This window comes from Micromonospora yangpuensis, from assembly GCF_900091615.1.
GTDB classification, from domain to species: Bacteria; Actinomycetota; Actinomycetes; order Mycobacteriales; family Micromonosporaceae; genus Micromonospora; species Micromonospora yangpuensis.
Genome location: NZ_FMIA01000002.1, coordinates 1,313,066 through 1,325,127 on the forward strand (window position 1 = coordinate 1,313,066; position 12,062 = coordinate 1,325,127).

General features: G+C 72.7%; 10 protein-coding genes and 1 tRNA gene. 7 read left to right on the forward strand and 4 right to left on the reverse strand.

Annotated features, from left to right (window positions below):
• Positions 1–32 precede the first annotated feature (32 nt).
• Positions 33–1,364: an NAD(P)/FAD-dependent oxidoreductase gene (locus GA0070617_RS06255; protein WP_091434810.1), complete on the forward strand. Its 1,332-nt coding sequence runs from the start codon at positions 33–35 to the stop codon at positions 1,362–1,364.
• 89 nt (positions 1,365–1,453) lie between these two features.
• Here the strand turns inward: GA0070617_RS06255 and GA0070617_RS06260 are convergent, their stop codons facing one another.
• Entirely contained in the window at positions 1,454–3,343 is a 1,890-nt protein-coding gene (locus tag GA0070617_RS06260) for a hypothetical protein (protein ID WP_373868306.1), read from the reverse strand.
• A 362-nt stretch (positions 3,344–3,705) separates the two neighbouring features.
• Here GA0070617_RS06260 and GA0070617_RS06265 point away from each other — a divergent pair.
• From GA0070617_RS06265 to GA0070617_RS06275, 3 genes are all read left to right on the forward strand, one after another.
• A tRNA-Leu gene (locus GA0070617_RS06265) sits at positions 3,706–3,786 on the forward strand.
• A gap of 109 nt (positions 3,787–3,895) precedes the next feature.
• On the forward strand, positions 3,896–4,711 hold the full coding sequence (locus GA0070617_RS06270) for a Bax inhibitor-1/YccA family protein (protein ID WP_091434812.1): 816 nt from the start codon (positions 3,896–3,898) through the stop codon (positions 4,709–4,711).
• Between the two features lie 335 nt (positions 4,712–5,046).
• On the forward strand, positions 5,047–5,370 hold the full coding sequence (locus GA0070617_RS06275; RefSeq protein ID WP_091434814.1) for a hypothetical protein: 324 nt from the start codon (positions 5,047–5,049) through the stop codon (positions 5,368–5,370).
• Between the two features lie 177 nt (positions 5,371–5,547).
• Here GA0070617_RS06275 and GA0070617_RS06280 read toward each other — a convergent pair whose 3' ends face one another.
• The 3 genes from GA0070617_RS06280 to GA0070617_RS06290 form a co-directional block, all read right to left on the reverse strand.
• A complete protein-coding gene (locus GA0070617_RS06280) occupies positions 5,548–6,810 on the reverse strand; it encodes an acetyl-CoA C-acetyltransferase (protein ID WP_091434816.1) in 1,263 nt (420 codons plus the stop codon).
• A gap of 106 nt (positions 6,811–6,916) precedes the next feature.
• Positions 6,917–7,717: an SGNH/GDSL hydrolase family protein gene (locus GA0070617_RS06285; RefSeq protein WP_091434818.1), complete on the reverse strand. Its 801-nt coding sequence runs from the start codon at positions 7,715–7,717 to the stop codon at positions 6,917–6,919.
• Entirely contained in the window at positions 7,714–8,763 is a 1,050-nt protein-coding gene (locus tag GA0070617_RS06290; RefSeq protein ID WP_091434820.1) for an SGNH/GDSL hydrolase family protein, read from the reverse strand. The genes GA0070617_RS06285 and GA0070617_RS06290 overlap by 4 nt, the downstream gene beginning before the upstream one ends.
• A 302-nt stretch (positions 8,764–9,065) precedes the next feature.
• On the opposite strand from GA0070617_RS06290, the gene GA0070617_RS06295 reads away from it, so the two are divergent.
• The 3 genes from GA0070617_RS06295 (at position 9,066) to GA0070617_RS06305 (ending at position 12,020) form a co-directional block, all read left to right on the forward strand.
• Positions 9,066–9,422, forward strand: a complete 357-nt coding sequence (locus GA0070617_RS06295; protein ID WP_091434822.1) for a YkvA family protein — start codon at positions 9,066–9,068, stop codon at positions 9,420–9,422.
• Between the two features lie 73 nt (positions 9,423–9,495).
• Positions 9,496–10,866, forward strand: a complete 1,371-nt coding sequence (locus tag GA0070617_RS06300; RefSeq protein ID WP_091434824.1) for a cystathionine beta-synthase — start codon at positions 9,496–9,498, stop codon at positions 10,864–10,866.
• Positions 10,867–11,057: 191 nt separating this feature from the next.
• Positions 11,058–12,020 (forward strand): peptidase associated/transthyretin-like domain-containing protein, encoded by a 963-nt coding sequence (locus tag GA0070617_RS06305; protein ID WP_091434826.1) that lies wholly within the window; start codon positions 11,058–11,060, stop codon positions 12,018–12,020.
• The last annotated feature ends 42 nt before the right edge of the window (positions 12,021–12,062 follow it).

Consider the following 12,062-nt stretch of genomic DNA (forward strand, 5'->3'; position numbering starts at 1 on the left):
ATTAGGCGGGCCGGCCGGGGAAAGATGTAAGCGTGAATCCGAAGCGGATCCTTGTCGTTGGTGCCGGACATGTCGGGCTGTACGCGGCCCTGCGGCTGTCGAAGAAGCTCAGCTCCCGTGAGGCTGAGGTGATCGTGGTCGACCCGCAGCCGCACATGACCTACCAACCGTTCCTGCCCGAGGCGGCGGCCGGCAACATCTCGCCCCGCCACTCCGTGGTGCCGCTGCGCCGGGAGCTGCGCAAGTGCACGGTGGTGGCCGGCGCGGTCACCTCGATCGCGCACGACCGCAAGGTCGCCACCGTCCAGCCGATCATCGGCCCGCCCCGGGAGATCGCCTACGACCACGTCGTGGTGGCCCCCGGCTCGGTGTCCCGCACCCTGCCGATCCCCGGCCTGCACGAGCACGGCATCGGCTTCAAGACCATCGGCGAGGCCATCTACCTGCGCAACCACGTGCTGGACCGGCTCGACGTGGCCGCCGCCACGACCGACCCGGACGTCCGCCGTTCCGCGCTTACCTTCACCTTCGTCGGCGGCGGGTACGCCGGCATCGAGGCGCTGGCCGAGATGGAGGACATGGCCCGGGACGCGCTGCGGTACTACCCGGAGCTGAAGCCCGCGGACATGCGCTGGGTGCTGGTCGAGGCGACCCAGCGGGTGCTGCCCGAGGTCGACCGGGACATGGGTGCCTACACGGTGCAGCAGCTGCTCAAGCGGGACATGGACATCCGGCTGGACACCCGGCTGGAGTCCTGCGTCGACGGGCTGGTCAAACTCTCCGACGGCGACAGCTTCCGCTCCGACACCATCGTCTGGACCGCCGGGGTGAAGCCCTCGCCACTGCTGGACGCCACCGGCTTCCCGCGCGACGAGCGGCGGCGGGTCACCTGCCTGCCCACCCTCCAGGTGGTCGACGGCGAACAGGTGATCGAGGGGGCGTGGAGCGCCGGTGACTGCGCGGCCGTGCCGGACCTGACCGGCCCGCCCGGGGCGTACTGCTCGCCGAGCGCCCAGCACGCGGTGCGCCAGGCCGCCGTGATGGCCGACAACATCCGCGCGGTGATCCGGGGCCAGGAGCCGGTGGAGTACAAGCACAAGCACGCCGGCAGCGTGGCCAGCCTGGGCCTGCACAAGGGCGTCGCCCAGGTGTACGGGATCAAGATGACCGGCTGGCCGGCGTGGTTCATGCACCGGACGTACCACATGAGCCGGATCCCCTCGTTCAACCGCAAGGTCCGGGTCGTGGTCGACTGGACGCTTGCCTTCTTCCTCAAGCGGGAGGTGGTCGCGCTCGGCCAGCTGCACGACCCGCGTGAGGAGTTCGAGGTCGCCTCGCAGCCGGTCGACGCGAAGCGGTCCTGAGGCCCCGGCCGGTTGCGGCCTGCCTGGCGGGTCCCGGCCGGTTGCGGCCTGCCTGGCGGGTCCCGGAGGGTGGCGGTTTGTCTGCCGGGTCAGACCCGCCAGATCCAGGCGTCGGCTACCCGGCGGGGCGGGCCGTAGAGCTGCTGCAACGTGGCGAGCAGGTTGCCCACGTGCGGGGCGTCCTCGGTGAGCACCACGCAGGACGCCCCCCAGAAGGCCGCGTCCCGCGCCGCCTGCCGGCGTTGCGCGTCGCCGATCGCCGGCGAGCCGCCCTCCCTGGCGACCCGGGCGAGCATGGCGGAGGTGGGCTGCTTGAAGGTGCCCATCGCCGCCGTGCCGCCCTTGCCGTACGGGCCGATGAAGAAGCCCTCCGGCAGGCGGAACTCGGCGTCGGCGGCGGTCGCCCAGCGCATCGGCCAGGGTTCCTTCGGGGTGGGAGCGGGCACCGGGACGAGCACCCCGCCCGGTGACACGCACTCGCGCCAGTGCCCGCCGGTGATGAACTCGGGCAGCGCCGGGCGTTCGGCGGTGGGCAACGGCGTCGGCAGCGTCGGCAGCAGGGCCGCCGCCACGGCAACGGGCACGATCCACCGGGTCGGGCCGCCACCGCGCAGCGCCCGGTCCACGACCAGCGCCAGCACCACCCCGAGCAGCGGCAGCACGGCGAGGGCGAACCGCATCGGCAGCGCGCCGTCGACCACGGGCAGACCCATCAACAGCCGGTACGGCCCCGGCACGGTGCTCCGGTCGCCGGCCACCACCACGTCGGGGCCGAGCGACAGCCCGCCCATCACCAGGGCGGAGACCAGACAGGCCAGCACCAGCGGCCGGTACCCGCAACGGCCGGAGCCGCGCTGCGCATCGGGCCGCTCGGCGGTCGTGGCCTGCGCGTGGGGTTGGTCGGCTTCCTCGGCGGGCGCGGGGGTGCGGCGGGCGCCGGTCAGGAGCCAGCCGGTGCCGGCCAGGGCGACCACCAGCAGCGGCCAGCCGAGGAACGTGTTGTACTCGGCCGGACCGGTGGTCAGCCCGGCCGCCTCGGCGCTGCCGGCCACCGAGAGCGGGGAGAACGTCCACCAGCTGCTCAGATCCGCCGAGAAGTAGTACGGGCTGAACATTCCGTCGGCGACCCCCTGCGGGCCGGCGAACTGGAACCACAGCGGGTATCCCACCACCATCAGCGAGAGGCCGGCGGCGAGCAGCAGCCCGCCGGCGAACCCCGGCAGCACCCGGCGGACCAGGGCCCGGTCGGCGACCGCGTAGGTGAGCGTCATCACGATCAACGTGACGGCGGCGAGGAAGAGCACCTCCTCGCCGATGAAGATCTGCGCGCTGACGGCGGCGGCCAACCCGAGCGACGAGGTGATCATCCGCCGCCGGTCCACCCCGCCGTCACGGGAGCCGTCGGCGGCCGGGTCGGCGGCCCGGACCAGCCGGACCACCAGCCAGACGATCACCGGAACCAGCCACTGGGCCGTCATGTGCAGGTGGCTGTTGCTCTGGGACAGGATGCCCGGCCCGAACCCGGCCAGCCCGGCACCGAGCGCGGCGGCCAGCCGCCGGACCCCGGTCGTCCGGGTGAACAGCAGGTACCAGGCGACCGCGGTACCGGCCAGGTTCGCCCCGGCCAGCAGCGCGAAGGTGACCGGGGCACCGAAGACCAGGGTGACCGGCGCGAGGAGCACGCCGAGCGCGATGACCGTGGTGTTGGTCATCAGGTTCACCCCGTCCGGGGCGTTCAACTTCTCGGTGAGCAGCGAGAAGTCACCCAACAGCGCCCGCGCGTCCACCGCCAGGAACCACTCGTACAGTGCCTGGTCCTCCGGGTTGAGCGCGAGCACCCGGCGGGCCGGATCCGGCCAGAGACCGTGGGTCAGCCACCCGGCCAGCAGGACGAAGATCCCGATGACGACCAGATCGGCCCGGTGCCGCCGGACGCCGGCGACCAGCGCAGCGGGGCTTTTCCTGGCGGCGGTGACCAGCCGGACGGGGCTTTGCCGGACGCCGGCGACCAGCGCGGCGCGGTACTGCCGGACGCCGGCGACCAGCGCGGCGCGGTACTGCCGGACGCCGGCGACCAGCGCGGCGCGGTACCGTGCGGTGGCGGGCAGCGGCCGGTCGGCGCGCTCGTCGCGGGTCGCCTGGTCACCCGGTGGGACCGGCTGGTCCGAGCCGGCCTCGGCTGCCGTGGGGGCTGTGCTGGTCACGGCCTCGACCCTAGTGTTCCGGACCCACCCGGGTACGCCGGGACGTGCCGGCGAGGTCCGGGCAGGGTACGCCAGCCCGGTCGGGACCGGTTACCGTGACACTGCACCGCCGCGCGTCGACCACGCCGGTGGGGGTCGCCCGGGTGGTGGAAAGGCAGACACGGCCGCCTTAAAAGCGGCTGCCGCAAGGCGTGCGGGTTCGATCCCCGCCCCGGGCACCGACACTCTCAGCTTCCATCCAGCTTGCCGATCTGCGCTGGGCTGCCCCGGGCGTTTACTCTTGGGGTGCACGTTCACGTGCGACGACCCCCTGAGGGAGGCCTGAAAGTGAAGACTTCGAACCCGGTGCTCGCCCGTCTCGGCCAGGCGGCCGAGCGGGAGCGTTCCGCCGGGTACGCCCCGACCGGGCCGTACGGACAGCCCGGCCATCCGCAGCAGTACCCGGGCGCGCCCGGGTACCCGGCCGCACCGCCGACCGTCTCGCCCATGTCGATCGACGACGTGGTGGTCAAGACCGTCATGCTGCTGGCCATCGTCGGCGCTTCCGCCGCAGCAGCCTGGGTGCTGGTGCCGGACGCGCTGCTCGGCGCCGCGTGGATCGGCGCGGCCGTGGTCGGCCTCGTACTCGGCATGATCATCTCGTTCTCCCGGATGGCCAACCCGGCGCTGGTGATCGCGTACGCCGTCGTCGAGGGCGTCTTCGTCGGCATGATCAGCAAGTTCTTCGAGTCGCTGTACGACGGCATCGTGCTGCAGGCGGTGACCGCCACCTTCGGTGTCTTCTTCCTGATGGCGATGCTCTACAAGGCGCGCGTCATCCGGGCCACGCCGAAGTTCGTCCGCGGCATGATCGCGGTGATGGTCGGCCTCTTCGCGGTGATGCTGATCAACCTGGTGCTGGCGCTGTTCGGCATCAACACCGGTCTGCGCGACGGCAGCCCACTTGCCATCGGCTTCAGCCTGGTCTGCATCGTGGTCGCCTCGTTGAGCTTCGTGCTCAGCTTCCACGAGGTGGAGGAGGGCGTCCGGATGGGCCTGCCTCAGCGCTACTCCTGGACGGCCGCCTTCGGCATCCTGGTCAGCCTGATCTGGCTCTACATCGAGATCCTGCGTCTGCTGAGCTACTTCCAGGGCGACGACTGACGTTCGTCATCGACCGGCGCCCGCCCCCGCGATCCCGCGGCGGCGGGCGCCGGTCGTTTCACCGGGCTGTTCGGCCCGGAAGTCGCCCGAGGGCTTGCCCCCGCCCATTCCACGAGCGCACCACAGCCTGCCGTCCCGCCGTCCCGCCGTCCTGCCGTTCCGCCGTCCCGGCGAGGCAGCAGCAGCGCCGCCGTGGTTCGAGTGCCGCAGAAGATCTTGGAAGAAAAGTGCCCCTCGTCCAGGAGCCGAAATCTTCCAAGATCTTTAAAGCCCACCAGCCACCAGCCGCCAGCCGCGGGGGCGCTCGGGGCGCTGAGGGCCGTAGACTCTCTCGGATGGGCGCAGGGGTGGACCTTCAGCGGGCGGTGGAGTTGCTGACCCGGCAGGTGGGGCACTGGCAGCAGCCTCGCTGGGCGGCCATCGCCACCGGTGGCAACGTCTCCCGGGCCGACCTGGTGCACCGGCTGGTCCAGGAGATCGCCAACCTCGCCGCCGACGCGGAGGGTCAGCCGCGACGTTCCGTACCCCGGCTGGCCAACGACCTGGCCCTGCCCGACCAGCTCCGGGTGGTCAGCGCCGATCTGGTCGCGGCCGACCCGCCCGCCGAGCTGCTGGCGCGGGCCGACGCGGAACTGACCGCCACCCGGCGCGCTCTCTGACACCGGCTCCCGCCGACCCGCCCAACGGTCGCCCCGCCCCGCCCAGCCCGTCCCGGCCCCAGCGAGAGCCCAGCCCGGTCCCGGATAGCCCGGCCAAGCGCCCGCACCGGCCCGGCCAAGCGCCCGCACCAGTCCGACCGATGCCCGTGCCGGCCCACCTCCGGCCGGTGGTACGGGTCAGCTCAGGCGTTCGAGGACCATGGCCATGCCCTGGCCGCCGCCGACGCACATGGTCTCCAGGCCGATGCTCTTGTCGTGCCAGTCCAGGGCGTTGAGCAGGGTGCCGGTGATCCGGGCCCCGGTCATCCCGAACGGGTGGCCGACGGCGATGGCGCCACCCGCGACGTTCAGTTTCTCCAGCGGAATGCCGAGCTGCCGGTAGGAGGGGATGACCTGCGCGGCGAACGCCTCATTGATCTCGACCAGGTCGACGTCGTCGATGGTCATGCCGGCCCGCCGCAGGGCCTGCCGGGAAGCCTCGACCGGACCCAGGCCCATGATCTCCGGGGAGAGGGCGGTGACGCCGGTGGAGACGATCCGGGCCAGCGGGGTGATGCCCAGGTCCCGGGCCCGCTGGGCGCTCATCACGATCACGGCCGCCGCGCCGTCGTTGAGCGGGCAGCAGTTGCCGGCGGTGATGCGGCCGTCCGGGCGGAACACCGGCTTCAGGCCGGACACCCCGGCCAGGGTCACTCCGGCGCGCGGGCCGTCGTCGGTGCTGACCACGGTGCCGTCCGGCGTGGTGACCGGGGTGATCTCGCGGGCCCAGAAGCCGTCGGCGATCGCCTTCTCGGCCAGGTTCTGGCTGCGGACGCCGAACTCGTCCATCTCGGCCCGGGTGACGTCGTACACCTGGGCGAGGTTCTCGGCGGTCTGCCCCATGGCCAGGTAGACGTCCGGTAGTTCGCCGGCCTCGCGCGGGTCGGTCCAGACCTCCGCGTCGCCCTGCGCCCGGCGTTCGGACCGCTTGCCGGCCTCGGCGAAACGCGGGTTCTCCCATCCGCCGCCGACCAGCGCCTGCGCCGCCGACGGCAGGCCGTCGGAGTTGCCTCGGGCGTACCGGGAGACGGTTTCGACCCCGGCGGAGACGAACACGTCGCCCTCGCCGGCCCGGATCGCGTGCATCGCCATTCGGGTGGTCTGCAGCGACGACGCGCAGTACCGGGTCACGGTCGTACCGGGAAGGGTGTCGTGCCCGAGCAGGGTGGCCACCACCCGGCCCAGGTTGAAGCCCTGCTCACCGCCGGGCAGTCCGCAGCCCAGGTGGAGGTCGTCGATCTCGGTGGGGTCGAGCTGGGGAACCTTGTCCAGGGCGGCCTGGACGATGGTGGCGGCGAGATCGTCCGGACGGACGTCGCGCAGGGAACCCTTGTGCGCCCGGCCGATGGGGGAGCGGGCGGTGGCGACGATGACGGCGTCGCGGGACGACTCGGTCGGCATGAACCAACGTTAACCTGCAGGTAACTTTCCGTGGAAGGCGTCGTCCCGGCGGGAAATGTCACCCCGGCGGGCCCCCGTGGGACCGGAGGCGACGGTTACGGCGGCGTCAGTGCGGGGAGGTGACCGCCGCGGCGGCGGCGACCGCGGGCAGCAGCGCGTGCGCCCAGATCCGGTACCCGTCGGCCGACGGGTGGAAGCCGTCGTGACAGAGCGTCCCGGCGTCGGCCCGGAAGACCGGACCCGTCTCGGTGGCCAGGTCGACCACGGTGCCGCCGGCCTCCAGCACCGCGATGGTCTGGGCGTACGCGATGCGCCGGCCGGACCACCCGACCACCTGTCGCAGCGGCGGCGCGATCGCCCGGACGGCACCCAGATCGGGGCAGGTCCCCACCACCACCTCGGCGCCGGCCTCCCGCAGCCGGTGCACCGCCGAGGCGAGGTAGGCGGCGGAGTCGGCCGGCCGGCGCAGGGTGGTCGCGTCGTTGGCGCCGATCAGGATCAACGCCACGTCGGGTGGCTCACCCAGCAGCGACCTGGCCACCTGGGTGGCCAGGTCGGTCGAGCGCGAGCCGGAAACGCCGACGCTGGACAGGTGCACCAGGCGGCCGGTCGGACCCTCGGCGAGCAGGCCGGCCAGCATGCCACCGACGGTGTCCTCCAGGTGCGTCACGCCGACCCCGAGCGCCGCGGAGTCGCCGAGCAGCACCAGCCGCAGGGCGGGCGCGCCGGGCCGTCCGATGGTGGCGCGCAGGCCCAACCCGAACTCCGGCTGGGCGTACCGACGGTGGCGGGCGGCGAGCACCTCGCCAGCGAGCAGTGCCGCGCCACCCACGGTCCCGGCGACCACGGAGAGAGCCGCCGCCCGACCGAGGCGGGCGGTGAGACCGCTGATGATCTGACCGCTCATGACAGTCCTTCCACTGTGGGTGACTCGGCGGTGGTGCCGGGGCGCGGCATTGTGGCGGCGCTGGCCGGGTGCCGGCGGCGCAACTGGGCCCACCGTCCCGCCGGCCCGCGCTCGCGGCCGCTGACCTCGGTGCCGCTGACCTCCGTACCGGCCTGGTGGGCCGCCTCCTGAGCCGCCTGGGGCAGCGACCGCACGCCTTCGCCGTGGGTCAGCGGTAGCCGTTCCTGGCCGGTGCCGAGCGCGGCGAGCACGGTCGGCAGCAGCGCGGCGGCGACCGCCGCATACCCCTGGGCCGAGGGATGGAACCGGTCCCAGGCGAACATCCGGACGGGATCGGCGGTGAACCGGGGGCCGATCAGGTCGCCGAGCGAGACCGTCCAACCGCCGGCCTCCACCACCGCCACCGTCTGCGCCGCCGCCAACTGCCGGCTCCACCGCCGGGCCACCCAGCGCAGCGGCGGCTGGATCGGCCGGATCGCACCCAGGTCGGGGCAGGTGCCCACGACCACCTCACAACCCGCGGCGCGCAGCGTGCGCACCGCGTCGACCAGGTGGCGCACGGCCGCCCCGGGGGCCGACCGGTTGGTCACGTCGTTGCCACCGACCATGATCACCGCAACGTCCGGTGCGGTCTCCAACGCCGACTCGACCTGCGGCTTCAACCCTGCGGAGAGCGCACCGACCACGGCGAAGCGGTGCACCCGCACCGGTCGGCGCAACCGGCGGGACAACCCGGTGCCGAGCAACCCACCGGGGGTCTCCCGGCGACGGTGCACGCCGTAGCCGGCGGCCGAGGAGTCACCCAGGATCACCAGGGTCAACGGTCGGCCGGGGAACCGTGGGCCGTAGACGCCGTCGCAGCGGGGCGGGGGTGCCTGGGCCATCGGGATGGTGCGCCGGGCCTGCCGGGCCTGACCGAGCAGCACCCCGGTGGCCGCGGCGAAGGCCGCCGCGGTGGCACCCGTGCCGATCGCCGCGAACCGGGCGACCTGCCGGGTGCGCTGCCAACGCGGACCGGTCGGTACGACGGAACCAGCGACCCCCATACCGCGACATTATCTCGCCGCTACGACAGACCGCCGTCGTCGAACGGCCGGGAGGTGGCTGGAAGACGACGGTTCTGGGTACCAGATCCGACAGTCGGACGTCGATGACCGTACCGTCGTGCCGAAGCGGCGGGCAGTGGACGGCGCGGCGAGCCGGCGGCGGGCCGGTCGGCGTGGCGGGTCGGCGCGGCGGGTCGGACGGCGCGGCGGGTGTGCCGGCGGCGGGCGTGCCGGCGGCGGGCGGGGTGGCTGCCGGTTGCGGCGATCCCGCACGATGGGCGACGACAGAAGGAGGCGACGGGATGGGTAGGACGCTGAAGCGGACCGCGGCGTTCACCGCGTTGGCGAGGGCGCTGGCCGCCGGGTCCCGGGGTGGACCGGCGCTGGGCACCCGGGTGGCGGCGGTACCCCGGATGATCCGGGCCAGCATGCGGGGCGAGTACGACGGCGGTCTGCGACTGGCCCTGATGACCGCCGCGGTGGCGTACGTGGCCTCCCCGGTGGATCTGGTGCCCGAGTTGATGCTGAGCGTGTTCGGCCTGGTGGACGACGCCGTGGTGGTCACCTGGCTGGCCGGTACGGTGCTCGCCGAGACCGAGCGCTTCCTGCAGTGGGAGAAGACCCGCAGCCCGGTGGTCCCCGGACACGTCGTGCCCTGACGGGACGTACGCTGGGCGTTGAGTCAGCAGCGCCCGGCACCGCCGCCGGGGCCGGAGTGAGGGGCACAACGAGGTGCGGTACTACGACAACGTCGTCGACATGATCGGCGACACCCCGCTGGTGCGGCTGCGCAACGTCACCGAGGGCATCCGGGCGACCGTGCTGGCCAAGGTCGAGTACCTCAACCCCGGCGGTTCGGTGAAGGACCGCATCGCGCTGCGGATGGTCGAGGACGCCGAGGCCGCCGGGATCCTCAAGCCCGGCGGCACCATCGTCGAGCCGACCAGCGGCAACACCGGCGTCGGACTGGCCCTGGTGGCTCAGCTCAAGGGCTACCACTGCGTCTTCGTCTGCCCGGACAAGGTCAGCCAGGACAAGCAGGACGTGCTGCGGGCGTACGGCGCCGAGGTGGTGGTCTGCCCCACCGCGGTCGCCCCGGAGGACCCGCGCTCCTACTACAACGTCTCCGACCGGCTGGCCCGGGAGATCCCCGGCGCCTGGAAGCCCGACCAGTACAGCAACCCGGCCAACCCGCGCTCGCACTACGAGACCACCGGTCCCGAGCTGTGGCAGCAGACCGAGGGCCGGATCACCCACTTCGTCACCGGGGTGGGCACCGGCGGCACCATCTCCGGCATCGGCCGGTACCTCAAGGAGGTCTCCGACGGGCGGGTCCGGGTGGTCGGTGCCGACCCGGAGGGCTCGGTCTACTCGGGCGGGACCGGCCGGCCGTACCTGGTCGAGGGGGTCGGTGAGGACTTCTGGCCGGAGACCTACGACCGCTCCGTCGCCGACGAGATCGTCGAGGTGTCGGACAAGGCCTCGTTCGAGATGACCCGGCGGCTGGCCCGCGAGGAGGGGCTGCTGGTCGGCGGCTCCTGCGGGATGGCCGTCGTGGCCGCGCTGGAGATCGCCCGGCAGGCCGGCCCGGACGACGTGGTCGTGGTCCTGCTGCCGGACAGCGGCAAGGGCTACCTGTCCAAGATCTTCAACGACGCCTGGATGGCCCGGTACGGCTTCCTGACCGCCTCCGGCACCGAGCCGACCGTCGCGGACGCCCTGTCCAGCAAGCCGGGTGGCCTGCCCGAGCTGGTCCACGTGCACCCGACCGAGACGGTCCGCGACGCCATCGACTACATGCGCGAGTACGGCGTCTCCCAGCTTCCGGTGCTCAAGGCCGAGCCGCCGGTGGTCACCGGCGAGGTGGCCGGCTCGATCGCCGAGAAGGACCTGCTCGACGCCCTCTTCACCGGTCAGGCGCACCTGCACGACACGATCGAGCGGCACATGGCCGACCCACTGCCGATGATCGGTGGCGGGCAGCCGGTGAGCGAGGCGGTGGGCCTGCTGGAGAAGTCCGACGCCGCGCTGGTCCTGGTCGACGGCAAGCCCAAGGGTGTACTCACCCGACAGGACCTGCTGGCCCACCTCGGCGCCCACTGACCCGCGTGTAAGGAAGGGCCCCCTGTTAACGCCTGCGGTATAGAAGGGCTCCCTTCTTACCGTACGCGGGTGGGGACCCGAGGCTGGCCGGATCCACAGCGCCGGCACACCCGCCGCACAGCGCCCGCGTAACCGGTCTCCCTAACGTCCGTGGTGGATCACCTGATCCACCACGGACCTGGGAGGACCGCATGGAACACGCCCACGACCACCACGAGGGGCAACGGGTCAGCCGGCGTCGGCTGATCGCCGGGATCGGCTCGGTCGGCCTGGCCGGCCTGCTGACCGCCTGCGGCCGGGACGGGGGCACCGTCACCACGTCGACCGGCGAGACCGTCACCCCGCAGGCCAGCACCACGAGCGACCTGACCGGCTTGTTCGCCGATGCGAACACCTGCACGCTCACCGCGAGCACCACCCAGGGCCCGTACTACTTCGACGCCGACAAGATCCGTAGCGACATCCGGGAGGACCGGGCCGGTACCCGGTTGCGGTTGGCCATCCGGGTGCAGGACAGCGAGGCGTGCGGGCCCCTGCCGAACGCGGTGGTGGAGATCTGGCACTGCGACGCCGCCGGGCTCTACTCGGGCGCTGAGGCGCAGTCCTCGGGCGCGGACGACGGGCCCGGCGGCGCTGCCGGTGGTCCGGGTGATGCTGGTACGCCACCGAGCGGCGGTCCAGGCGACGCTGGTACGCCGCCGAGCGGTGGTCCGGGTGACGCTGGTGCGCCGCCCAGCGGTGCCGCGGGCGGTGCCCCGGGCAGTGGCGGACCCAGGGGCGACGGGGGCGGGGCCGCAGACCTCACCCCGACCGACGATCAGCGGTACCTGCGCGGGGCGCAGGTCACCAACGCCGATGGGATCGTCGAGTTCACCACCATCTGGCCTGGTTGGTACCGGGGACGCACCGTCCACGTGCACGCCATGGTGCACGTGGACAACAGTCGGGTGCTCACCACCCAGGTCATGTTCGACGAGGCGCTCAACACGAAGGTCTTCGCCGCCCAGCCGTACGCCGCGCACAGCGGCCGGGACACCTTCAACGACAACGACAGCATCTACGCCGACAGCATGCTGTTGACGCTGAGCGAGGAGGGAGACGGCTTCCTCGGAGTGATCAACTTCTCGGTCGACTCCGACCAGGACGGCTCCTGACCCGCATCCGGATGGTGAGCGGGGTGCCCCTCTCTACCTAAA

Coding starts and splice junctions, on each gene's coding strand:
- GA0070617_RS06275 (WP_091434814.1), top strand. CDS start 5,047: ATGGGCGCAGGGGTGGACCTTCAGCGGGCGGTGGAGTTGCTGACCCGG.
- GA0070617_RS06280 (WP_091434816.1), bottom strand. CDS start 6,810: ATGCCGACCGAGTCGTCCCGCGACGCCGTCATCGTCGCCACCGCCCGC.
- GA0070617_RS06285 (WP_091434818.1), bottom strand. CDS start 7,717: ATGAGCGGTCAGATCATCAGCGGTCTCACCGCCCGCCTCGGTCGGGCG.
- GA0070617_RS06290 (WP_091434820.1), bottom strand. CDS start 8,763: ATGGGGGTCGCTGGTTCCGTCGTACCGACCGGTCCGCGTTGGCAGCGC.
- GA0070617_RS06295 (WP_091434822.1), top strand. CDS start 9,066: ATGGGTAGGACGCTGAAGCGGACCGCGGCGTTCACCGCGTTGGCGAGG.
- GA0070617_RS06305 (WP_091434826.1), top strand. CDS start 11,058: ATGGAACACGCCCACGACCACCACGAGGGGCAACGGGTCAGCCGGCGT.